Consider the following 24,141-nt stretch of genomic DNA (forward strand, 5'->3'; position numbering starts at 1 on the left):
GAATTGTGACCTTGTCATGAAACTAGTTATTATTATTTGAAAACTTAAATTTTAGTTTGTTAAAAAACTGAAATTAAGCTGTGACAATTTTTTTGCGAAAGCCCTAGTACATATCTCCGTTGCCTCCTCGGCCAACACCACCATTCCCTCCAAACCTCTGTCTCATTTGTTCCATTCGTTGCTGTCTGTCATCAAGCGCAGGGGCCGTTCCGCTGCCAAAGCTTCTAATATTGAAAGTAAAAGTGAGCATAACGTATTGGGTAAGAATTTGCGAGTTGGTGTCTTGAATGTAAGATCCATTGATGCTTCTAGAAACACGTTGGTTTTGTTTTAGAAGGTCAAACACAGTTAGCTTTAACTCTGCTTTGTCTTTTATTAGCTTTTTGCCAAACTCCATGTTCCAAACTAAATAACTTTGGTTAAAGCCATCGCTTAGCCCTGGGTTAGCAGTATGGTTTACTTCAGACCTGAACACGAAACTTGGACCAAAAATCCAGTTCAACCTTAAGCGTGTGGACTGTGTAAATGATTCAGTATTGGTTTGACTTTGTACCGTATTAGTTGTTGTACTGAAATTAGAATTGCTCGATATCGTAAAGTCAACTTTTTCACTGATGTTACTGCTAAACACTGCACCTAGCCCAAAGCTAGGAGAAGAGGAGTGGTTCATCTCTTCATTAATCATTTCTGGAGTACGACTATAATTACCCGAAAGTGTAAGGTTTAGATTCGATTTTACCCAACCCAATGGCAAGCCAAGTGAAACAAAACTTCTAACACTATAATAGCCGCCTAAATTCATAGGCTGAGAGTATTGTGCACCTGGTTCTAAAGTAATATCACCAACGGTTGTATTCTCTCTTGAAGCAATAATGGTGTTATTGCCAATGTAGTTGTCAGAGTATGTAGTGTTCAACATCGCGAAAAATGTAGTAGATTTTTCGATATTGGTTTTGGTGTACCTAACAGTGGCGTTGTGCTGGTAGTTTTGATCCAAGTTTGGATTACCTGCACTAATAAACAGTGGGTTTGAATTGTCAATTACATTTTGCAATTGCGTAACCGATGGTGCCTGCGTGCTAGTTCTGTATGAAATGTTTATGTTTTCCGTACGCCCAACACTGTAACGATAGTTTACGCTTGGAAGAAAATTATTAAACACCCTGTCTACATTGTCTTGTGTAGGGAAAGTTTGGTCATTGTCTAGCGTAGCCCGCTGATAATTACCACTTACCGAAAGGTTTGATTTTTCGCCCCTTAGATTATAGCCTAAAGTAGCCCCTTGGGTAATATAATCGTTCTGAAAAATATTGCTCAAGGGAACATTTAGATCTGAGTACTCACCTGTGCCCTCATTGTAATCATAAGTTTCTTTCTTAGAATCATTGTACTGATACCCATACTGATAAGTTACCATCAATTGGCTTTTATCGGTAATTGGCTCAGTGTAGGTTGCATTTGCCCTCAAGGTTACTCCTGGCTGTGTCAGTGATGCGCTTTGTCTTAAATCTTGATTTTCAGGGTTTCCCTGTCTGTCGTAGAAAATGTTCTCTGATAATAGAAGACTTTCTCCTGTGCTTTTATTGAACGCTGTGTTTACGTTGATGGAAAACGTTCTGCCTCTTTTTTCAAATGAATGTCTATAAAGAAGGTTGTTAGAAAAATTGTAAGCCGTTAAGTCACTTGAATTTTCGGTGTTGGTCGAATTCAATACATCATCATTTAACATTGTTCTTCCATTTAAAAAGGAAGAGCCAACATTGTCTTGAAGTGTAAGTTGTGGTCTAATTGTGAATGAGTTTTTATCGTTGATTGTGTAATCAATTTTTGCGCTGAACCTATGGTTAACATTGGTGCTTGGCGAAATCGTGTTTTCCTCATAAGTCTGACCTTCGTTTTGAGGGAGGGTAAATTGTCTGAAAATTGACTGATCAGAAGCATTACTGCTTTCGTTGTAAAAGTAGCTTCCAGAGAAATCAAGTTTTTTGTTTGGCTGATAAGAGTAGTTGATACCAAAAGCTGTGGTTTTAGAAATCCCGCCTTGTTGGCCTACAAGGAAGTCGCTAGTGTTTCCTCCGTTAGAGAAACCACCACCGCCACCACCAGCTCCGCCTCTACCACCGCCAGCGCCACCTCTACCGCCACCAGCTCCACCTCTACCGCCTCTGCCACCGCCAGAAGTAATGCCTAGTAAATCGCTTGTAGAAAAATTCTGGATATTAATATTGTTGGTTTGGGCAAGTATGGTAGTTCTGCTTTTTGGTCTGAAAAGATTAATGCTACCTCCCATATTGTAGGTTTCGTCACTTCCAGCTCCAGCATACACTTTTCCGAATTGACCATTGCTCATACTGGCTTTGGTTATGATGTTTAAAACCTTAGAGGTTTCACCATCTACAAAACCTGTAAACTGAGATTGGTCACTGCCTTGATCATAGACCTGAATTTTCTCAATAATTTCAGCAGGTAAGTTTTGCAAAGCTGCACTAGGGTCATTGCCAAAAAACTCTCGTCCATCTACCAAAACTCTGGTAACATTTTCTCCTTGGGCCTGAACTTGGCCGTTGACTACCATAATTCCAGGCATTTTTTCTAAAAGATCTTGTGCATTAGCGTCCGGATTTACCTTATATGCCGCAGCATTCATAATTGTGGTGTCTCCATTTTGTTCAACTCTGTCTACAAGCCCTTCCACCGTAACTTCGTCCAGCTGTTTAATATCTTCCGACATTAAAATTGTACCGAGATCAAGAGTGCCTCCTGCTACGGTGATGTCTTTTTTGAAATCGAAATAGCCTACAAATGAAATTTTAAAAGCGTAGTTACCATCGGCTATTCCGGTAATTCTAAACTCTCCATTCAAGTCACTTATTTTGGCTTTGAGACTAGCGTCTGCTTTGTTGACAATGCTGATTGTTGCGGCCACCATGGGCACTCGATCGGCACTATCGAGAACGGTTCCTTTCACTACCCAAAACTGCGCTTGGGCGCTGCTTGCAAAAGCTAAGAACATAAAAATGATTGCGGTTCGGATGACTTGTTTTTTCATATTGGCAATTTGACATAGGATTTATGAAAAGGTTTATTTTACTTTTTTATCGTTGTATTGCGGTAACTAATTATTGTTTATCGATAATTAATTTCTACTTTTGGCAAAACTGGAAAATATGAATGTTTCTAAAGCATCTTTATGGCTGACCAATATTTTGATTGGAGCAGCTGTTACTTGAGCCATAGCGGGTGCTTAAAGAGATAGTTAACTAAGGGGGATGTTTTTCTGTTGAATGAACTCAGAGACTAACAAAAATCTAATAATATGAAGACCAATAATTTACTGATTAAATTCTGTATTGTCTTTTTAACAATTGCCCGTTTCGCAACTGTAATTGGAATGGCAATGGTGCTCTACTTTGGAATTTTTGAGAATACAGATAAGTATTTTACCGTTAAGATAAGTCGAGAAAATTTTGAGCAAATGGAGCAGAGGAGAGCTCTTAAAGTCAAAGCAGCTTATGAAGGTTCTGTTAAGGAAGCTAAGCTGAAATCCTCAGTAGATAATTATGTTATTTCCTTTAGTAAAGGTCCTCGTACTTTAATCTTAGCTGTTTTGGTAGTAGCCATGGCTTTTTCCGTCTACTTTATCCATCTACTCCTTCAATTTGTTAAGTCTGCATTGGGAGAAGATTTTTTTAGTTTGGAAAATGTATCGAGGGTTCGATTAATGGGCTTTATTCTAGTAGGACTCGGTGGAGTACATCTATTGATGAATCTATGGATTAGTTATATTGCGAGCAGGTATTTTGAGCTTGACAAGCTGAGCTCTAAAACAACCGAAGTGAGTTTTTCTCCTGATATTTTCAACAATACAATTTTTGTTGGATTAATAGTACTGGTTGTAGCTCAAGCTTTTGATCATGGTTTGAAATTGAAAGAAGATAAAGAATTAACAATCTAGTGGCCATTATTGTAAACTTAGATGTAATGTTGGCCAAGCGAAAAATGCAGAGCAAAGAGCTTGCAGAGCAAATTGGGATCACTTTGGCCAATCTTTCTGTATTAAAAACAGGAAAAGCTCGTGCGATTAGGTTCAGTACGCTCGAAGCCATTTGCAAGGTGCTGGATTGCCAACCAGCTGATATTTTGGAATATAAAAATGATGAAGAACTATGACATATAAAGAAAGACCGTGGGTTTTAGGAGCACATATCGGAACATTATTAGGGTATACTGTTGCATTGGGGAGTTTTTTAGTGCCGCTTTTTATTTGGCTTTCAAAAAAGGAAGAATCTGAAGTAATAGCTATGCATGCAAAGGCCTCGTTAAATTTTCAACTGTCTATGTTGCTCTATACTTTCATAGCGGGTATTGGTATTTTCATTCTTATTGGAATTCCGTTTTTGATCATCATTCCAATTGTGAATTTGATTTGTGTAATTCTCGCTACTATCGAAGCAGATAAAGGCGGACTGTATAAATACCCGTTAACCATTAACTTTGTGAAGTAAGAACCTCAATTGTTTTGAGTTTTACCTTAATACTCCCATTTATTAGAGCGCATGAATATTCGTCCGAGAAGAAACAGAAAGTCAGAAGCCGTTAGGCGAATGGTGGAAGAAACCAAAGTAAGAACTGATGATTTTATTTTCCCTTTGTTTTTGCTCGAAGGAGCCAACGATAAAATCGAGGTAGATTCAATGCCGGGTATTTACCGCTTGGGTTTGGATAAAATATTGAAGGAAATAGAAGCCTGCTTAAAGCTTGGAATTAATGCTTTCGATGTGTTTCCGGTGGTGCCAGAGCACTATAAAGATAAGGCAGCTACTAAGAGTTTCGACCCAAACTTTTTCTATCAGAAGGCTCTAAAAAGAATCAAGTCTGAATTTCCAGAAGCTGCTATTATGACGGACGTGGCCTTGGATCCATACAATTCTGATGGGCATGATGGCTTGGTTAAAAATGGCGAAATTCTAAACGATGAAACCCTTGAGGTTTTGGGAAAGATGGCTTTGGCTCAGGCCGAAACAGGCATCGATATCATTGGCCCTTCCGATATGATGGATGGCCGTGTAGCCTACATTCGTGAGGTATTGGATGATAATGGGTTTAAGAATGTTTCCATTATGTCGTACACCGCAAAATATGCCAGTGCCTTTTATGGTCCTTTTAGAGACGCCCTAGATTCGGCTCCAAAAAGCGGAGATAAGAAAACCTATCAGATGAATCCCGCCAATCAGAGAGAAGCCTTGATTGAAGCAGACTTGGATGTAGAAGAGGGTGCAGACTTTTTGATGGTAAAGCCAGCTTTGGCTTATTTAGATGTTATTAAGTTATTGAAAGATAATTATGCGCAACCTATTGCAGCCTATAATGTAAGTGGTGAATATGCTATGCTTAAAGCCGCTGGAATGAAGGGTTGGTTAGATTACGATCGCGTTATGGCTGAAACTCTTCTAAGTATTAAAAGGGCAGGTGCAGACGTGATTTTAACTTATCATGCGAAAGAATTTGCTCTTTTGACAAAAGACAAATAATATCTCTAAACCTATTTTTCTATATCAGAAATACTTACCAAAAAGTTTACAAGGCTATTGATAAAGTAGGCTCTCGGTCTTTCCATAAAAGCAGCATGATCTCCCCCTGGAATTACGATCCATTGCTTATGAGCTGTACCTAATCTGGTAAAAAGTTTGGCTTGAGTTGCTGTTGGACCAATCGGATCAAACTCACCTTGAAGAATTAATGTAGGTACCATTATTTTAGCTGGATCTAGTTCGTTGAACTGATCATACCTGTTCATATCGACTCTAATTGGATCTGCTTTAAGGGCAGCTTTAACATAGCCGTCTATTGCCTTTTGACTGATTGATCCAGGAACAATGAAATCGCTTGCGGCTGCTTCTGCTGTTGTTGGAGTCATAGCTGGTTCAGTAGCCTCAGATTCACTCGGAAACACTTGATCGCTATCTTTCCAATAACCAAACAGCGTGAGTGAAGAAACAAGCTCAGGGTTGCGCTGAGCAGTTAACTGAGAAATAGTCGACCCCATTGACCAACCGAAAAGATGAGGAAGGCTTTTCCATTCTTTCTGCTTCGAAATCCATTCTAAAACAATAGCTAAGTCTTTGGCTGCCCGGTCTGGGGTAAACCAACCCGTACTGTCCCGCGGGGTGGCGCCATAACCTCTACCATCTATTGCATAAACGGTATAGCCCTTTGCTACCAAACCATCCATTAAAGAAAGGTCTTCACCTTCCACCTGTAGATCGAAGTCGGGGAGAGCGCTCCAAGTTCGGCCATGAACAAGTAAAATGGCTTCTGTAGCATTCGAATTAGATTTACTCCAAACCGCTATAGGGTGGCCATCTGCCAATACGGTGTTTTTGATTAATTCACTTTTGGCTTTTAAAGAAGTAGAGGGGTTTGTTTTGGGTGATTGACAGCCAAAATTGAGCAATAAAAAACCTACTGAAATCAATAAGTAAATTTTAAAGATTTCAGTAGGTCGTTTGTTTTTCATTCTGCGTTTTATGCCAGTTGGTTACGTCCTAAACTCTTTAGCATTTTACCATGCGCTACAATTGCGTCAAGAAAACTTTTTTCAGAATTGTAAGGCAAGCCGTATTCTTTGGTGGTTTCCATTACAATCTGTGATATTTTTTTATAATGAACATGGCAGATGTTAGGGAACAAGTGGTGCTCGATTTGGAAGTTTAACCCACCTACATACCAAGAGAATAATTTGCTTTTAGGGGCAAAATTGGTAGTGGTGAAAAGTTGGTGAACCGCCCAGTTGGTTTCTAGATTCCCTGTATCGTCTGGCATTGGGTATTCTGCAGTTGGCATAACGTGCGCAGGTTGGAATATTAACCCCAATGAAAGGCCTGTAATGAAATGCATGATAAAGAAGCCTAATAAAACTACCCAAGTAGGAGCAGGGATAAAGATCAATGGCAATACCAACGCATATCCATAATAAACAATTTTTGAAATGATCGTTTCGATCAAAACACTAGTGTAAGTTCTTTTTTGAGCCTTAAGAAGACCTAACTTCTTATATCGGTATAGTTGTTTAAAGTCCTTTGTGGTTAACCATAAGAAGGTCATTAAGCCGTACAAGAACCAACCATAAATATGTTGGAGCTTGTGAACTTTAAGTAGGGGAGCGTGAGGAGAAAGCCTCATTAACTTACCCGGGTCAATGTCTTCGTCCATACCTTCAATATTGGTGAAAGAGTGGTGAAGTACATTATGTTGAACCTTCCAGTTAAAAGCACTTGCCCCGATTACGTTCATTACGTAACCCATGTATTTATTCACATGCTTGTTTTTTGAATAGGCACCATGGTTTGCATCATGCATTACTGAAAGACCAATACCCGACATTCCCAAACCCATAATGGCCCACATTAAAAGTAGAATCCATGTATTGGTAATTACACCTGTGAGCATTAATGTATAAGGTGCAAAGTAGAGTAAGAACATTATTATTGTTTTCGTAACCATTGTAGTATTTCCATAAACGGAAATCTCGTTGGTCTCAAAATACTCTTTGACCCTTTTTCGGAGGTCACTGATGAATTCAGCCTGATTGCTCCGAGAAAATTTTATTGCTTTATATTTCATAAGATATTTTTGAACAAGTTTTTGAGTTTTGAATTGAACCTGTTGTGTTTCGCAATGTTCACTCAGAACGGTCTATTGTTTTAAACGACTCTGACTAAATATTGAGTTTTTTTATGTACAAAGATAACTGACTGATTCAGTAATGGCAAAACTCATTTTTTTAATTGGTTAAAGAACAGAGGTATGTATCGTTTATTGTAGAGGTCATGCTTATTTTTGAATGAGCAAATATCAGCGACTCAAAGAGCTTCATCTCTTTCTAACATTAGAATAGATGATTGCGGAACAATATAAAGTTTCTCGTTTCCATACATTATTTCAATGGCTCCTCTTTGAAGAAAAATGGCCAAGTCTCCTTCTTCTACTTGCAATGGGACATATTTGATTTTCTCATCATTGTCTTTCCACGGTTCATCATCCTCAATTGGCATAGGAATAGGGTATCCGGGCCCAACTTTAATGATATACCCACTTTGCACTTTTTCTTTTTCTTGAATTCCTGGAGGAAGGTACAAACCACTTGCTGTTTTTTCGGCTTGTTTCTTCGGTCTTATCAAAACACGATCTCCAATAATGATGAGGTTTCTAAGCTTATTGTCTGCTGTCAATTCCATAGTCTAACTTTGAATTACAAATATAGGTTCAAAGCAGCAGTTTTAATTATACTGATGTAGTAGGGGTGAACAAAAAAGAGGATCAACTTTTGGGTTGATCCTCTTTAGTATGATAGAATGAAAAAGCTTATTTCTTAATCATTAGTTTTTTACTCTCTATGTATCCTGCGGTTCTTAAGCGGATAATGTAGATACCTTCCTTCACAGCCGAAGCATCAAACACAACGGTGTATTTTCTGTCGGTTTCTGCATTCTCTTCAAATAAGGTATTACCAACCTGAAGACCTCTTGTATCGAAGATAGCTACTGTTACAGGACCGTCTTGGTTAACATTAAAGGTGATGTTAGCCAAATCAGATGCTGGGTTAGGGTAGGTGCTTACCTCGAACTTGATTTCAGTTTTTATGTCTGAACTCTCACCCGTTGCTTTTGCTGCTATACCTTTTGAAGATGTTGTAATGTTAAAGTTACACGATCCAAGACTAGCACCAAGTGCTAAGTAAGTTTTTGCCTCTTCTTGAGTGACACAATAGGTTTGGCCATTATAACAAATAGTTACATTTCCAGTCCAGTTGATGGTTTCAACATCGCAACCGCCATTGTCACCACCGCCACCATTGTCTCCACCTTCTTTTGGAAGAGAACAAGAGAAGCCTTCCCCATCTGTATAGGCTACTACTTTGAATGGCCCAATTTCAGCTCCTAGAATATTGATAGAACATGAAGTATGTACTTCATAGCTTGTCCAGTCAACCATCATCATGGTTTTAGACTCTAATCTGTCGTGCTTATCAAAACCTAGTACAACAAGGGTGTCACCATATTGAACATTGTAATATGTTTCAATGAGGTAGTCCATTTTCTTATTGTACGCTTTAATAGTTTTTCCAGACTCTCCTTGATAAACAACCGTGAAGTTTTCCATTCTGCCTTCACACTGACAGTCTGTTATTGGTGTACCTCCGTTGTCGTCATCATCATCATCTCCATGATTGTCATCGTCATCATCATCGTTACTACCGCTGTCGTTATGGCCACAGTTATCTGAGTGTACATGATTGTCGTCATCGTCATCATCTCCATGATTATCATCGTCATCATCATCGTTGCTGCCATTGTTGTTATGACCACAGTTATCTGAATGTACATGACTGTCGTCATCATCATCATCTCCACTGTTGTCATCATCGTCATCATCATTTTTCTTATCCTTTTTACCCTTTTTGTCATCCTTAGAGTCTTGACCATAAGTTGATCCACCTGCATGACTAAGAATAGGAGTTACGCCTCCAGAGAAGTTGGCAGTTGATGGGCTGCTGTTTCCAGAACAAGTTGCTCCATCGCCATCAGTATATTTTGTTACCGTAAATGGTCCATAAGTCTCTCCCATAATGTTAATAGAGCAAGAAGTGTGGATTTCGTATTGGACGTTACCGATTTGTAGGTAAGTTTTACTATCCAATCTTCCTTTATGGTCAAAGCCAGTTACTTCAATTTTGTCACCATTTTGAACATTATTGAAAGTTTTGATTACTGTACTCTTGTCCTTTTTCAAGGCTTTAATGGTAACACCAGAGAAGCCATTATAGATAACAGTGAAGTTCTTCATTTTACCTTCACATTGACAATCAAATGTTTCACCATTATCTCCACCACCATTGTTGTCATCGTCATCATCGTCATTTCCACCACCAGTGTTTCCTCCTGGGGCATTGTAATCATCACAACGAACATCAACAACATTAATAGTAAAGGTTTCAGTAGTTGAACAACCGTTTGAATCAGTTACGATCACTGTATAAGTAGTAGTAACTTGAGGAGCTACTGTTACTGTGTTTTCGAAAGAGCATGCAATCTCTTCGGTTGGAGACCAAGAATAAGTATAATCACCACTTCCTCCAGAAGCATTCGCTTGTAATACCGCAGTTTGTTCACCAAAGCCTAAGTAAATAGTGTTTGAATCTCCATAACCCGATAGTGTCTTTTCAGTTGTTACTGCTTTTTCGACAACAATAGGGGATGGCGAAGTAAGGGTAATGTTCTTTTGTATTTGAGTACCATTATTATCAGTTACTGTTACACTATATGAACCTGCTTCAACATTCGTTAGGTTTTTGCTTGTAGAACCATTGCTCCATAGGTAAGTGTAAGGCCCACAGCCTCCAGTTACAGCAAGCATTACTTTTCCATCTTCAGCACCACTACATGTAGTGTTGTATATGCCAGAGACTGTAGTATAGTTTTCAGCTTGAAGCACCACATTCATTGGGCTGGCCTGAACGGTTACGTTAAAGCTAGTAGAAACAGAGTTTCCGCTAGCATCAGTAGCAGTGTAGGTTACTGTTGTAGTTCCTACAGGGAATGCATCGCCAGAGTTATGAGTACTGGTTAGGTTCACTACACAGTTATCAGTGGCAACTGGAATTGTCCAGTATGCATTCAACGTACAGTTTCCGTTTTCTGCTTGATAAGTCTTGTTAGTAGGTGCACTAGTGAATACCGGTGCAATATTATCAATTACAGTTACTGTAGCAGTAGCCGAGGCAGTGTTTCCGCTAGCATCAGTGCCAGTCAATGTTACAGTTTGAGTACCGAGGTCATTACAGTTGAATGAAGTTTTGTCAACACTCAATGTAAGACTACAGTTATCAAACGAACCATTGTTTATTTGACCAATAGTAATGTTTGCGTTTCCGTTGGCATTAAGCGCAACAGTAACATTTTTAGTAATTACTGTAGGAACAATGTTGTCTACAATAGTCACTGTAGCAGTTTTAGTGCTAGTGTTTCCATTATTATCAGTTACTGTTAAAGTAACAGTGTTCACACCAATGTTAGAGCAATCGAAGCTTGTTTTGCTTAACGTCATACTTGCAATTCCACAGTTATCAGAAGAACCATTGTTGATCTGAGTAGCAGTGATGATTGCGTTTCCGCTGGCATTAAGTGATACAGAAATGTTCTGAGTAATTACCGAAGGGGCAGTGTTATCAATTACAGTTACTGTAGCAGTAGCCGAGGCAGTGTTTCCACTTGCATCAGTGCCAGTTAATGTTACAGTTTGAGTACCGAGGTCATTACAGTTGAATGATGTTTTGTCAACAGACAATGTAAGGTTACAGTTGTCAAAAGAACCATTGTTTACTTGACCAGTAGTGATGTTTGCATTTCCGTTAGCATCGAGTGCTACAGTAATGTTCTTTGTAATTACAGTAGGGGCGATGTTGTCAACAATAGTAACGGTAGCAGTCTTAGTGCTTGTGTTTCCATTGTTATCAGTTACAGTTAATGTAACTGTGTTATCGCCAAGGTTTGAACAGTTAAAATTAGTTTTACTTACTGTAACACTTGCAATTCCACAATTGTCAGTCGAACCGTTGTTGATTTGAGCTGCGGTAATGATTGCGTTTCCACTAGCATTAAGCGATACAGAGATGTTCTGGGTGATTACAGTAGGAGCAGTATTGTCAACCACAGTTACTGCAGCAGTAGCCGAAGCAGTATTTCCGCTCGCATCAGTTCCAGTTAATGTTACTGTTTGCGTACCAACCTTAGTACAATCGAATGAAGTTTTGTCGATAGATAAAGTGAGGTTACAGTTATCAAAAGAGCCATTATCTACTTGTGCGGCAGTAATGTTAGCATTTCCGTTGGCATCAAGTGCAACAGTAATGTTTTTAGCAACTACGGTAGGAGCAGTATTGTCTTCTACATCAACAGTAATACTAAAGGTAGTTGTATTGCTTCCGTCTGTAGCTGTCCATGTAATTACTGTTTGGCCTACATTGAAGCTTACACCAGATAAGTCAGTTCCCGAACCAGTAGTAGCACCAGTCAAAGCATAAGTTAAAGTAACATCTGCACAACCGTTATCAGTTACGGCAGGAGTAAACTCAGAGCCTTGTACTTCATAAGTACAATCATCTGCGTTTCTAACTACTGTACTACCTTCTTCAATTTCTGTAGTTGTTCCGCTAGTGATTGTTCCGCTGAATCCAAACATATGGTTTTCACCAGACAGTTGGGTAAATGATTTACCAATCACCTGACCAGATATGTTGTTATGGCTTGTCTTGTTAATGAAAGCAAAAGGAGCGAATACAGTACCTATAATAGAACCGTTTCCTTGAATTTTAACTGTTGTGCTATTATAGAAGTTGTAAAGGATATATGGTGAAACATGTTCTCCTATTCCTCCAGTGTTATATACATTCCAGTTGAAAGTGCCAGGGTTGTTAACATTAACAATCAATATTTTGCTTTGGCTTGGTTGACTGTTGAAAGTGAATACAGATACCTTGTTAAGATCTGCCCCAGTTACGTTCAGTACGTTTAAACCATCTTGTAAATTGATTTTTACTTGGTTTGGCAAGTTGGTATTGCTTATTGGCTGTCCGTTAGGGTTAGTCAAGTTAGCATTGTTAACCAACTGGCTCATTGATAGCGCACTCGCTTCCATTTGAGCAAATGCAGCATCGAAATCAATTAATCCAGATTGGAAAATCGGGTTGTTAGAAGCGCTCACTCCAAGTTGCTGAGCATTTGCTTGCAAGTGAAGTCTTGGGCTACTATTGTAATTGTTATCCTTAGTAATACGAATAGGAGAGTTAGCACCATTTTGATCTTGGTACCACACTTTAGATCCGTTGGCATTACCAATTTTAACATATCCGTTTTGGTTTACCTGAAGAGAGTTTCCACTGTTGTAGTTTACTTTTCCACCTATAACAAGTGTTACAGGCACATTGCCTACTTTGAAGCTACCTTTGCTATTGGTAGAAACCTGATAACTGCCATCAATTGATAGGTCACCTCCAAGTGCAACAGCGCCTTCTGTCTCATTATTTTTGAATGACACGTTATTTCTAACGAAGACATTGAAGTCCATTGCTGGTGCTGTTGGGTTTTGGCTGATTACTGAACCTGAAGTTGGGTTAGTAAATACAGGCGCAGAAGAGTCTACAACTGTAACAGTAACAGTTTCGGTAGTTACATTTCCACTAGCGTCTGTAGCTGTTACAGTAATGGTGTTTGTACCTAGGTCAGCGCAGTCAAAGCTTGTTTTAGAAATGGTAATAGTGACATTACCACAATTATCGTCTCCTACAGAAGTCACAACTTGGCTTTGAGTAATTGTGGCATTTCCGTTTTCATCAACTTCAACAGTAATACTGTTATTGACGGTGATTACTGGAGCAGTATTGTCAATCACGGTTACTGTAGCCGTAGCGGAGGCAGTGTTTCCACTTGCATCAGTTCCAGTTAATGTTACAGTTTGAGCACCTAGATCACTACAGTTGAACGATGTTTTGTCAACAGATAATGTAAGGTTACAATTATCAAAAGAACCATTGTCTACTTGAGCGGTAGTTATGTTTGCGTTTCCATTAGCATCAAGCGCTATAGTAATGTTTTTTGCAATTACAGTAGGAGCAATATTGTCAACGATTGTAACTAATGAGGTTTCTGTAGTTGTGTTGCCATGACTATCAGTTACAGTTAAAGTAACTGTATTTTGTCCTAGGTCATTACAGTCAAAATCAGTTTTACTGATTTCAATTGACTCAGGATCACACGGTCCAGTTCCTGTAGAAACGGTACAAGAAGAGATGTCCATGTTGAAGTCTCCTTGAACAGACTGTCCTTGTCCGTTGGTATAGAAGAACCAACCAGACATTCCGTAGTTACCATTTTTATCATTAGCTGCTTGTCCAATTTGGAAACCATAGTTGTAATTTCCAGGCATATGAGTAATGGTCTTCACTTGACCAGCATTGTTGCCAGCACCTGTTAAGGTTGAAGATACGGAAGTACTCATTTGGTAGTAAGACCAATCTTTATAGTTGTTTCCAACAGTATTGGCATTTCCTTTCCAGCTTCTACCTAGAGCAGACCATTCAGACCAATTTCTTTTTTGATCAAGGTTAAGTTGAACGATCCAAATGTCATTTGCGTCAGAGCCATTGACAATAGTACCTGTTACAGTAGCTGTACCGTCAGAATACTGAGTTAATTGACCACCGTTAGTGTCAAATTTAAAGTCAATGAATGAATTGTTGTTAGGGTAGTAATTCTGAAGTGCAACAGAATGATTACTGTTGCCAGCATATGGAACTACTGTACAAACCTCAACTGCATTGTCAATTAGATCGGCAGTAGAAATAGAAGCATTTCCATTGGCGTCTAGGGTTACCGTAATGTCATTGGTAACAATTTCAGGGGCATTGTTATCAATGACCGTCACAATAGCCGTAGCAGAGGCAGTGTTTCCACTAGCATCTGTTCCAGTCAATGTTACTGTTTGATCTCCAGCATCAGCACAATCGAAACTTAATTTATCTACAGAAAGACTAATGTTACAGTTGTCAAAAGAACCGTTATCAACTTGAGAGGCAGTAATAGTGGCATTACCGTTTGCGTCAAGTGTTACAGAAATATTCTTAGTAATTACTGTAGGAGCAATGTTATCGATTACAGTAATAATTACTGATTTAGTACTAACGTTTCCACTTGCGTCAGTAGCAGTTACTGTTACAGTATTGTCACCAAGATTAGAGCAATCGAAACTTGCTTTGCTAAGTTCAATGGTTGAAACTCCACAGTTATCAGTTGTACCATTATCTACTTGACTGCTATTAACAGAAGCGTTTCCATTAGCATCGAGTGTTACAGTAATGTTTTGAGTTACGATGGTTGGGGCAATATTATCTACAACGGTTACTGTAGCAGTAGCTGAAGCGGTATTTCCACTAGGATCAGTACCAGTTAAAGTAACCGTTTGAGGTCCAACCTGATTACAGTCGAACGATAGTTTATCAATTGATAAAGTAATACCGCAATTGTCAAAAGAACCATTGTCTACCTGAGCCGCAGTAATGTTCACATTTCCATTAGCATCAAGTGGAACAGTAATGTTCTTAGTAATAATAGTTGGAGCCGTATTGTCAGCAACCGTTACTGTAGCAGTAGAAGAAGAAGTATTTCCACTTGCATCGGTAGCCGTCAAAGTCACCGTATGAGTACCAGTTTCAGAACATCCGAAAGAAGTTTTATCAAGAGAAAGCGTTACTCCACAAATGTCAGAAGAGCCATTGTCTACCTGAGCAGGGGTAATGGTTGCATTCCCATTAGCATCCAAGTTAACAGCAATGTTTTTGGTAATTACCGTTGGAGGTGTGATGTCATTGATGGTTACAATAGCCGTTTCAGAAGTAGAGTTTCCACTGGCATCTGTTACAGTTACAGTTACGGTATTTTGTCCAATGTTAGTACAATCGAAATCAGTGATGTCAACAGTGACATTGGTGATAGAGCAGTTGTCTTTAGTGCAAGTAGCCTCATAATAAGGGCTAGGAATAGAGAAACCAGTTTCACCTGTTCCAGGCTCCCAGCCTCCCCCGCCTCCGCCACCATTGTCAATTTCGACAACGGCATCGTCACAAAGCACAAGTAGGTCTAAAGCATCAGCAATAGACGCTTGGCCGTATTGATTAAGATTTAGAGTAATGTTTTTAGTTACTACTACAGGAGCCATGTTGTCAATTACATTAACATTGGCCGTAGTAGTTTTTGTGTTTCCACTATTGTCGGTTACAATAAGTGTCACTTGATTGTTTCCCAAGTTTGAGCAATCAAATGTAGTTCTGTTTAGAGATAGAGTTATTGTCCCACAAGCATCGCTAGATCCATTATTTACCATTTGAGGAGTAATAGTTGCAATGCCATTTTCATTTAAAGCAACTGTTATGTTTTTAGCTCTTGCAACAGGAATGGTGTTGTCACGAATATATACTACGGCAGTAGCAGTAGTTACATTTCCGCTTTGGTCTGTTACAGTAGCAGTAACAATATTTTCTCCAATATTAGAACAGTCAAATGTCTTTTTGTCTATAACATAAGAAGCTATAGAGCAGTTGTCTGATGTGCAAGGCTTTGCGAAGAAGAAGGCTTCATCTCCTTGGTTAGGAGCAACAATACTCTCTATTTTACCATCAGCATTAAGCGTATTGGGGCCATAAAGACTAGAAATACCTCCAGAGCTACAGTTAAAATCTAATACATCATTTGCTGAAATAGTCGTTTTGCCATTTATCAAAGTACGTACTACATTCTTTGTAACTACAACAGGCGGGGTAACATCTTTAATGTTGATGTCAATTTGTTGAGTACAAGTGTCTCCAAATTGGTCTGTAGAAGTTACAGTTATAGTATTGATACCCAGGTTTGAACAATCAAAAAGAGTTTGACTTGCAGTGTGATTGATTACTCTTTCAACTTGAGCTAGGTCTAAATTGAAATCTCCTTGATGATAATTTTGGCCATCTAATGAGTAGCTAAACCAACCTGATAAACCAAAACCCGAGTTTTTATTGTTAGCGGCTGTACCAACTTGAAAACCGAAGTTGTAATTGGCAGGCATGTGTGTGATTTCTACCGTTTTCCCAATATTTCCAAGTAGCCCAACAATCTTACTTGTTAAGTTAGGGTCTTCAATATAATAGCTCCAGTCAATATAATTATTGCCGATTAAGCCACTTTCATCTTTGTATGTTCTTCCTAGGCTACTCCATTGTGTCCAATTAGACTTACTAGATAAGTATAGATTAACTTCCCACTTATCTAGAGGGTTACCGGTATTGGTTAGAACCCCTTTTAAAGTAGCAGTTCCGTCAGCATTTTCAAGAAATGAAGCCCCAGCACTGAAAACAAAATCTGTTGTACTTAAAGGGTAGGGATTGTTGCTCAGCCACATTGCATGGCCATCACCAGCAGCTGCCGTAGGGGCGAAGCGCGTAGATGTGAAACAATTATTTAAGTTAAGGGCTTCTAGATTAAGTGAAGCTTTCCCAGTCGAATTTAAGTTAAGAACAGGCGTAACTTGGGCGTTGACAGAAAAAAACAAAGAAAACCAACACACAAGTGTTAGTAGTCCCCTCTTCAAATTAAAAGCACTCCTGATGACAGGGTGGAGTACAGGTTTTAACATTTTATACACACGTTTTGGTTAAAAGCAATTTCTGTTTTTTCGCCTCAGTTAATAATTGTAGTAGCCATGAGTCAATACACACATTGGTGGCTAACTAGTTTTGAGGTGAAAGAGATTAAGCGAAAGGAATACAAATATATAAAAAAACGCATAACACATACTGTTTTTTGTTATTAAAATACATCCAACGGCTTGAGTGTCAGAATTCTTGACGATGGTTTATTCTAGAAGTTTGCTTTTTTACTTCCAAATTGTCCTTCTCGCCTCTAGTTGTAATTCTAGCCCTTGCCGCCTACTTTTCTTAATCCCGGATTTCAATTTTTACGACTCTTCTTACAAGTTTGTCGGTACTATATTTTTAAGCTTTTTTTATTACTTATTAAGCTATTTGATCTTGAGTTTATCTACTGGTTTCTTTTGCTTTTGTGAGTAGGTTTAGAAAGAAGTATAAAAAGGACTCACTGATTAAGCAATCTCTCTAATTGTACTAAACAATTCTTCTCGGTTTGGCATGTTGAAACCTTTCTTAAGTAGATGTTGATATAATGCAGTCTCCAACTTATAGTCTAACTCTAAAAAATGATCTAACAAACACCATGGAGCAATCTTCAATTCAACATGGTTTTCATGAAGTTTTGCTACGGTAATTTTAGATTTAGGAGATTTTAAAATTCCAGAATGTTCTTTCAGAAAACTGTAAATGGCTTGTTTTACATCGGCCATGTTTTCAGAGTAACAAACATTAAGGTTCAATTCTAACCTGATTATATTTTTGTCACTTAAATTATTTAAAGTGCCTAAAATGAATTGAGAATTTTCAACTTTAACTAATTCGCCATCAATGGTTTTGATTTCACTACTTGACCAGCTACAAGACGATACGGAACCTATTTCTCCATTTATCTCAATGAAGTCTCCCTTTTTAAACGGCTTTACCGTCTTTAAGAAGATGCCTCCTGAAAGATTAAGTAAAGAGGATAAGAATGGTGCTTTCATTTTGTTGGCTATGGTTCTCATAAATTGGTACTTTGATGAAAGTTGTTTTTCAATTCTTATACCAAATACACATATGTGTATGTATACCCTACCAGATACTCGTAAATAAACTAGGTATTTATCTGAGCGTTGTTGGCTGTCCCATTATGGGAGGTGAATATTGGATTGGGAAATGAGTTAATCCCTTGATATGACTAATGGAGACCTATTTTATCTATGATAATAACTCCCTTAGAACTTTTATCGAAATGAAAGCGCACTTTAGATAATTTGCTAAGTGCAAAGTTTGGTGATTTACTAGTGAGCATTTCATTGTATATAAAGAAGGTATTATACACGGCTTCAGAGGTTTTCGTGGATTGAAGGCTTGGGTTTTTTAGAACCTCAACGGTGAGCTGTCTTTGCAAGTAGCTGTACTCACTTAAAGTAAGCTGTACGGTATTGCCAGCAACATCGGTGAGCTGAATACTAAAGTCTATAGGATCTGGAGCTTTTTCATTCTCGTCTTCTTTTTCTTCTTTGGATGTGTCTTCTTCGTTTTGGTCAGAGTTGTTTTCATTGCTTTCTTTCAGCTCTTCATTTTCATTTTCATTTTTGCTTTCGTTTTCTTTCTTTTTGTCCCTGTCTTTATCGGGATAAGAATTCTCTTTTGATTCTGCCAACTCGAAAGTAAGTGCCCTCGGACTAGTAGAGTCAAAAGTGTCGTTAACGGAAAACTCAATCCAAGCAGTTTGGCCTTCATAGGCTAGGCTGTCCCAACCTACATAAACTGCCTGAGTTGCTTTGTTACCCCATTTCATACCCACCAGTTGTTCTCGCCATACAGTTAGATTTTCAGAAGTTATGCTTCCCCCAGATGAATTGGTAGTAAGGTCTAAGTCTTCTTCAAAATCAGCAATGACTTTCCAGTCGGAAGATTCATATTGGTTAAGGTAAATAGTAGGAGGAAGCCAGTTTCCTGCGTTTCTGTAATCTTTGAATAAAGCTTCGTATTCTTTTTTGCCCTGTAAAGTGGCTTGTAAAAATGCACTTATGTATACTTTACCAATTTGCAATTGATCTTCCATTGGCATTAATGCCTTTTTATTAAGGAGTGATCCATATGGTTGTCCGGAGTCTGAATTGCCCCAAGTGGTGTTAAATTGTCCATGGTTTGCTCCATATATATAGACAGCGGATTTAAAATGATAAAGTGAGTCGGTAAACTTGACTCGTTCGTATTGCCTTAAACCAGCAAATGACTGAACGTCACCATCATTTGCGCCATGTAGTACCAAGTAATTTACGTTTTCTAGTGGTGTTTGAATTTCTCCTGGTTTGTATTGACCATCAACTGGAGCAATGGCTACAACTGATTTTATGTTAAAATCGAAGTTGAATTTTTGCTTGGCATCGTCAGGGTAGAATTTCAACTTATTGAAGAAGCCTGCAACTGCAGCCGCTTCCCCTCCGCGCGAATGTCCCATTACCGCAATGTTTTCCAGATCAACCTTATTCTGAAATACATTATCTGTTTCATTGTTCCACTTTCTCCAATATTTAAGGTGCTCCAAAAGTAACCAGCCACGGGCATCATTTTCTTCATCTAAACCATCTCCAAACATGTCTTTCCATGAGCTATTGATAAAGTTTTCATCTACGCTCACCATGATCATTCCTTGGCTGGCCAAAAGTTCGCCTAAGTATTGATAACCAGGATCTGAAAAATCCTCCATACCATGATTACCATGTACAATGAGTGCCAAAGGAAAAGGGCCATCACCTTTTGGGTACCAAACTCGGCCGTTGATGGGCAGTGCTTCTTCATCGAAACCCCAAAAGCGAGTTCGTAATTTCCCTGCTATACCTTTCCAATTATCTAATAAACGAGAGCCATCAACTGAATCAGTAACTATGGTTACCTCCTCGGCAAATTCTTTCCGTTGTTTGTCGTTTCCACTTCCGTAGGTAAGGTAATCGACTTGGTAATCTCCTTTTTCGGCAGGATTGGCCGCATTAATTGTTTGAGCATTATAGGAAGAGGTCAGAGCTGCATTAATGTGCTCTATTTCAGGTTTGCTTCCAGTGTCGAATAGCCAAATGAGCCCCCAGACCAATCCCGCTAAACCAATGAGGCTACCTAGGCCAGATACTATGGTTTGGTGAATGGAAAGTTTAGCTCTGTTCTTTTTGGTTAGTGAAAACAAACCTGCACCAGCCAATCCTGAAAAACTGATTACAAGCAAAGGAAATTTTATAGCTAAGCTATCTCCAAAAATAAGGGTGGTTAAAAAGAATGCACCTGGGAGAACCCAAAGGAAGCTCTTGGGTAACTTTTTTAGAATGAGTAAAATAAGAATTAATCCTGCACTACACAAAAAGGCGAGAATAAGCCCAAGCACTAGAGGGATGAATCCAAGAGGAGTTCCAGCCTCAATTACAAACATATAAAGTGCACCCAACACCCAAATAATAATAGCAGAGGTAGCAATGGCTTTGTTTGCACCTCTCCAAGCTACTTTGCCTGGGGTGATTTTCGAAATAAAGGATTTAACTATTTGGGAAACACGTTTGAAAAAATTGCGCATGTCGGAATATGGTTTCCAAAATCTACTTATAAATGATTGATTATCAAATTTTTGATTTGTAGAAAGAAAGGATTCCTGCGTACGATTTTAACCCTTAAATAGTAGCTATACACTTTAACTCAATAGCAATAGGAGTGGGGAGTGAGTTAATTTCTACTGTAGTACGACATGGTTGGTTTTCGCTAAAATACTGAGCGTATATTTTATTGTATATCGCAAAGTCGGCTTTCATATTGGTAAGGAAGACAGTTACATCTATGAGTTGATCCCAGCTACTGCCGGCATCCTCCAGTATAAGTTTTACATTTTTAAAAACGGAGTGGCACTGCTCTTCTATATTATATGATTGAATGCTGCCGTCTTCATTCAATTCAACACCAGGTATTTTTTTTGTGTTTCGTTCTCTTGGACCAACTCCAGAAAGGAATAACAGGTTACCTACTTTTCTTGCATGAGGATATAAGCCTACTGGTTCTGGAGCTCTATTCGAATTTAGTTTGTCACTCATGGTATGTTGTTATTGCGGAACCCAAATTTGTTTTGCGTTTATCTTTTCTAATCTCGAAGGCACTGAAATCTTTTCATTCGATTTACAATAGAAAACGAAGCCTTTATATGAAGTACTATACTTGTAATAATCTTTGAAAAACAGCTTGCCCTCTTGTTCAATCACCAAGCCGTCATCCATTTTTGATAGCATACGGCTAAATTCATTGGCTTCAATCTTAACGACAGCGCCAGATGCTTTTATGGCTTGCTGAATGGCGGCTTGCGCTGCGGCTGCTTCTGTACTCATTTCAAATGCTTTACAAGTTCGATTCGATAATTCTCAAGTTCGTCTTTTGGCTTTACATTAAAAATATCGAATCCATTTTTAAGTGAAAATGCCAACATGGCTTTGTGCCTGTTCAAGGTTTTGAAACGTATTTTGGCATAACCGTTATTCAGTGCCCAAGTCTCCATTTCATCTGCCAATGCCTTTGCTACGCCATGTCTTCTATATTCTGGCAAAACACCACCTAACCAACTATACAAAGAACCGTCTTTGTGTTTGTTATAACCAATTTTACAGCCTACAACCTTGTCATCAACTTTGGCCAGAAGTATGATATGGACTTTATTCTTTACTTTACCTTCGTAGTAATCTGACTCCAATAAAGGGTCAAATTCAGGAACACTTCCCAAGACTTTTAATGCCTCTAAAAGTGTTCCTTTTTGAATATCTATTACCATTCGAAATTAGGCGTTCATTATGCTTTCAATTTCATCGGCCTCAATCGGGATGTTACGCATCAAGTTGAAGGTGCCATCCTTTGTGATTACTTCATCATCTTCCAAACGAATACCAAGACCTTCATTAGGAATATATATTCCAGGCTCAACGGTGAATACCATGCCTTCCTTAAACTCTGTGTAAATGCTGGCCACATCATGAACATCTAAGCCAATGTGGTGTGATGTACCATGCATAAAGTACTTTTTATAAGCTGGCCAGTCTGGGTTTTCGTTGGCTACATCGGTTTTGTCAATTAAGCCTAATCCAAGCAATTCACTTGTCATAATTTTCCCTACCTCTTTATGGTATTCAGGAATTCTATTTCCCGGTTTTAGCATGGCAGTGGCTTCCTTCTTTACTCTTAATACCGCATCGTAAACCTCACGTTGTCTTTTCGTGAACTTGCCATTCACAGGGATTGTACGGGTCATATCCGCATTGTAATTGGCATATTCAGCACCCACATCCATTAACATCAAGTCGCCATCTTTCAGCTGATCTTTATTTTCAATGTAGTGAAGTACGCAGGCGTTAGCTCCGCCACCAATAATAGGGGTATAGGCAAAACCCTTTGATCGCCTTTTTGCAAACTCATACTGAAACTCAGCTTCAACTTCATACTCCCAAACACCTGGCTTGGTTAGAGCAAGCACTTTTCTAAATGCCTTTTCGGTAATGTCGCAGGCGGTTTGCATGAGCTCTATTTCACGTTTTTCTTTTACAGTTCTTAAATCATAAATAATTGGAGCAAGTCTTTCATATTCATAACTAGGGTAGGTGGCGTGACACCACTTTGTAAACCTATCAGTACGGGTTTCTACATCAGTTGCATTTCTAATGTGCTCATTTTGGTAGAGATAGATGTTTTCTGTTTCTGCCAATATGGTGTTAAAAGTGTTTTCGAATTTGTCATTCCAAATTACCGTCTGAATTCCTGAGGTCTCTGTTGCCTCCTCTTGCGTGTATTTATGACCTTCCCAAACAGCGATATGCTCATTGGTTTCGCGCACGAAAAGTACTTCTCTGAACTTTGGGTCTGGAAAATCTGGTGCAATCACCAAAATCGATTCCTCTTGATCTATTCCAGAAAGGTATAGCATATTGCTGTTCTGGCGAAATGGCATAGTGCCATCTGCATTGGTGGGCATTACATCGTTAGAACAAACTACAACAACTGAGTTTGGCTTTAAACGGGCTTTTAGTTTTGCTCTGTTTTTGATAAACAAATCTTTTCCTATCGCTTCGTATCTCATAATCTGTGTTTTTATGAATTCGAACGAAATAACTAGGAAAAAGGGAGAAAAGGAAGAAAAGGACATTAAGTCTTATTGATGATTGTTTTATCATTCGGCTCAGGTAAGTTTTTTTATCTGTGGCTTCTATTTCTTATTTCTGTTTTTGCCTTACCTTTGCGTGGAATTAGTCTAAATAAGAATAGATAATTGAGTCGCGCCCCACTTTACATCCATTTTCCACAGTACCTACTCAGACAAGGCCTAGCAACTTTGGCCAGCGGAAGCGGCTATTTCGATAGCGTTAAAGAGTTTGAGCATATTGACGAACTAAAAGCTGTGATAGGAAGCCATACCAGCGAAACGGTGGTTCTAGATTATATTCATGGAGATGGCGACTTTGTTAATGAAATAAGCCGCTGGCTTAGGTTATACCCCGGCCTGAATATTCTAGTAATTACCGATGACTTGGACAGTGTTAGAATTCGAGCGGTACTAAAAATGGGAGTGAAGGGCTTTCTGACGAAATCGTGTAGCGAAGGCGAAATTTTAGAAACCATTCGGTCTATTAAGGTTGGTGAGAAGTTTTTCTGTAACCGAGTGTTAAAGGCGCTTGTTGATGAAGGGAATGAATATTTTGAGCTTTCTGAAAGAGAGAAAGAAGTAGTAAGGTTGATTGCCTCTGGAAACTCTTCATCTGAAATTGCCGATAACTTGAATATTAGCATTCATACAGTGAACTCCCATCGTAAAAACATTCTGAAAAAGCTTAAACTTAAATCCCCTACAGAGCTAATTATCTTTGCTGCAGAGCAAGGCTGGGTTAGTTTAGAAAGAAAATAAATCA

General features: G+C 38.8%; 16 protein-coding genes. 5 read left to right on the forward strand and 11 right to left on the reverse strand.

Annotated elements, in window-relative coordinates; all coding sequences use genetic code 11:
• Positions 1–103: 103 nt before the first annotated feature.
• The gene (locus AAC026_RS06045) at positions 104–3,049 is read right to left on the reverse strand and encodes a TonB-dependent receptor (RefSeq protein WP_339695888.1); all 2,946 of its coding nucleotides are present in this window, start codon (positions 3,047–3,049) and stop codon (positions 104–106) included.
• A gap of 267 nt (positions 3,050–3,316) precedes the next feature.
• Between AAC026_RS06045 and AAC026_RS06050 the strand changes: the two genes are divergently transcribed.
• The 4 genes from AAC026_RS06050 to hemB are packed head-to-tail and all read left to right on the forward strand — an operon-like array spanning position 3,317 to position 5,531.
• A complete protein-coding gene (locus AAC026_RS06050) occupies positions 3,317–3,955 on the forward strand; it encodes a DUF2975 domain-containing protein (protein ID WP_339695891.1) in 639 nt (212 codons plus the stop codon).
• The gene (locus AAC026_RS06055) at positions 3,955–4,170 is read left to right on the forward strand and encodes a helix-turn-helix transcriptional regulator (protein ID WP_339607998.1); all 216 of its coding nucleotides are present in this window, start codon (positions 3,955–3,957) and stop codon (positions 4,168–4,170) included. The genes AAC026_RS06050 and AAC026_RS06055 overlap by 1 nt, the downstream gene beginning before the upstream one ends.
• Positions 4,167–4,505 carry a DUF4870 domain-containing protein gene (locus AAC026_RS06060; RefSeq protein WP_339607997.1) on the forward strand — a complete coding sequence of 113 codons (339 nt, stop codon included), beginning with the start codon at positions 4,167–4,169 and terminating at the stop codon, positions 4,503–4,505. Before AAC026_RS06055 ends, AAC026_RS06060 begins: the two co-directional genes overlap by 4 nt.
• Before the next feature lie 51 nt (positions 4,506–4,556).
• Positions 4,557–5,531, forward strand: coding sequence for a porphobilinogen synthase (hemB, locus tag AAC026_RS06065; RefSeq protein ID WP_339607996.1), 975 nt, complete (start codon positions 4,557–4,559; stop codon positions 5,529–5,531).
• Between the two features lie 11 nt (positions 5,532–5,542).
• Here hemB and AAC026_RS06070 read toward each other — a convergent pair whose 3' ends face one another.
• The 10 genes from AAC026_RS06070 to AAC026_RS06115 all read right to left on the reverse strand — a co-directional run bounded on the left by AAC026_RS06070 (position 5,543) and on the right by AAC026_RS06115 (position 23,315).
• A complete protein-coding gene (locus AAC026_RS06070; RefSeq protein ID WP_339695894.1) occupies positions 5,543–6,517 on the reverse strand; it encodes an alpha/beta fold hydrolase in 975 nt (324 codons plus the stop codon).
• Positions 6,518–6,525: 8 nt separating this feature from the next.
• Positions 6,526–7,623, reverse strand: coding sequence for an acyl-CoA desaturase (locus AAC026_RS06075; protein ID WP_339695897.1), 1,098 nt, complete (start codon positions 7,621–7,623; stop codon positions 6,526–6,528).
• A gap of 239 nt (positions 7,624–7,862) precedes the next feature.
• Complete coding sequence (locus tag AAC026_RS06080; protein ID WP_339607993.1) at positions 7,863–8,237, reverse strand: co-chaperone GroES family protein; 375 nt, start codon at positions 8,235–8,237, stop codon at positions 7,863–7,865.
• Positions 8,238–8,364: 127 nt separating this feature from the next.
• Positions 8,365–17,223, reverse strand: a complete 8,859-nt coding sequence (locus AAC026_RS06085; protein ID WP_339695900.1) for a collagen-binding domain-containing protein — start codon at positions 17,221–17,223, stop codon at positions 8,365–8,367.
• 465 nt (positions 17,224–17,688) lie between these two features.
• Positions 17,689–18,240: a mechanosensitive ion channel family protein gene (locus AAC026_RS06090; protein ID WP_339695902.1), complete on the reverse strand. Its 552-nt coding sequence runs from the start codon at positions 18,238–18,240 to the stop codon at positions 17,689–17,691.
• A 173-nt stretch (positions 18,241–18,413) separates the two neighbouring features.
• The gene (locus tag AAC026_RS06095) at positions 18,414–20,786 is read right to left on the reverse strand and encodes a hypothetical protein (protein ID WP_339695905.1); all 2,373 of its coding nucleotides are present in this window, start codon (positions 20,784–20,786) and stop codon (positions 18,414–18,416) included.
• 94 nt (positions 20,787–20,880) lie between these two features.
• Positions 20,881–21,294 carry a Rid family hydrolase gene (locus AAC026_RS06100; protein WP_339607810.1) on the reverse strand — a complete coding sequence of 138 codons (414 nt, stop codon included), beginning with the start codon at positions 21,292–21,294 and terminating at the stop codon, positions 20,881–20,883.
• A 9-nt stretch (positions 21,295–21,303) separates the two neighbouring features.
• On the reverse strand, positions 21,304–21,582 hold the full coding sequence (locus AAC026_RS06105) for a hypothetical protein (protein WP_339607809.1): 279 nt from the start codon (positions 21,580–21,582) through the stop codon (positions 21,304–21,306).
• Positions 21,579–22,019 carry a GNAT family N-acetyltransferase gene (locus AAC026_RS06110; RefSeq protein ID WP_339695908.1) on the reverse strand — a complete coding sequence of 147 codons (441 nt, stop codon included), beginning with the start codon at positions 22,017–22,019 and terminating at the stop codon, positions 21,579–21,581. The genes AAC026_RS06105 and AAC026_RS06110 overlap by 4 nt, the downstream gene beginning before the upstream one ends.
• Positions 22,020–22,025: 6 nt before the next feature.
• Positions 22,026–23,315: an aminopeptidase P family protein gene (locus AAC026_RS06115; RefSeq protein WP_339695911.1), complete on the reverse strand. Its 1,290-nt coding sequence runs from the start codon at positions 23,313–23,315 to the stop codon at positions 22,026–22,028.
• A 189-nt stretch (positions 23,316–23,504) separates the two neighbouring features.
• On the opposite strand from AAC026_RS06115, the gene AAC026_RS06120 reads away from it, so the two are divergent.
• On the forward strand, positions 23,505–24,137 hold the full coding sequence (locus AAC026_RS06120) for a response regulator transcription factor (RefSeq protein ID WP_339607806.1): 633 nt from the start codon (positions 23,505–23,507) through the stop codon (positions 24,135–24,137).
• Positions 24,138–24,141 lie beyond the last annotated feature (4 nt).

Origin of the sequence: uncultured Roseivirga sp., assembly GCF_963973945.1 — a bacterium.
GTDB lineage: Bacteria > Bacteroidota > Bacteroidia > Cytophagales > Cyclobacteriaceae > Roseivirga.

Coding starts and splice junctions, on each gene's coding strand:
- AAC026_RS06045 (WP_339695888.1), bottom strand. CDS start 3,049: ATGAAAAAACAAGTCATCCGAACCGCAATCATTTTTATGTTCTTAGCT.
- AAC026_RS06050 (WP_339695891.1), top strand. CDS start 3,317: ATGAAGACCAATAATTTACTGATTAAATTCTGTATTGTCTTTTTAACA.
- AAC026_RS06060 (WP_339607997.1), top strand. CDS start 4,167: ATGACATATAAAGAAAGACCGTGGGTTTTAGGAGCACATATCGGAACA.
- hemB (WP_339607996.1), top strand. CDS start 4,557: ATGAATATTCGTCCGAGAAGAAACAGAAAGTCAGAAGCCGTTAGGCGA.
- AAC026_RS06070 (WP_339695894.1), bottom strand. CDS start 6,517: ATGAAAAACAAACGACCTACTGAAATCTTTAAAATTTACTTATTGATT.
- AAC026_RS06075 (WP_339695897.1), bottom strand. CDS start 7,623: ATGAAATATAAAGCAATAAAATTTTCTCGGAGCAATCAGGCTGAATTC.
- AAC026_RS06080 (WP_339607993.1), bottom strand. CDS start 8,237: ATGGAATTGACAGCAGACAATAAGCTTAGAAACCTCATCATTATTGGA.
- AAC026_RS06085 (WP_339695900.1), bottom strand. CDS start 17,223: ATGTTAAAACCTGTACTCCACCCTGTCATCAGGAGTGCTTTTAATTTG.
- AAC026_RS06090 (WP_339695902.1), bottom strand. CDS start 18,240: ATGAGAACCATAGCCAACAAAATGAAAGCACCATTCTTATCCTCTTTA.
- AAC026_RS06095 (WP_339695905.1), bottom strand. CDS start 20,786: ATGCGCAATTTTTTCAAACGTGTTTCCCAAATAGTTAAATCCTTTATT.
- AAC026_RS06100 (WP_339607810.1), bottom strand. CDS start 21,294: ATGAGTGACAAACTAAATTCGAATAGAGCTCCAGAACCAGTAGGCTTA.
- AAC026_RS06105 (WP_339607809.1), bottom strand. CDS start 21,582: ATGAGTACAGAAGCAGCCGCAGCGCAAGCCGCCATTCAGCAAGCCATA.
- AAC026_RS06110 (WP_339695908.1), bottom strand. CDS start 22,019: ATGGTAATAGATATTCAAAAAGGAACACTTTTAGAGGCATTAAAAGTC.
- AAC026_RS06115 (WP_339695911.1), bottom strand. CDS start 23,315: ATGAGATACGAAGCGATAGGAAAAGATTTGTTTATCAAAAACAGAGCA.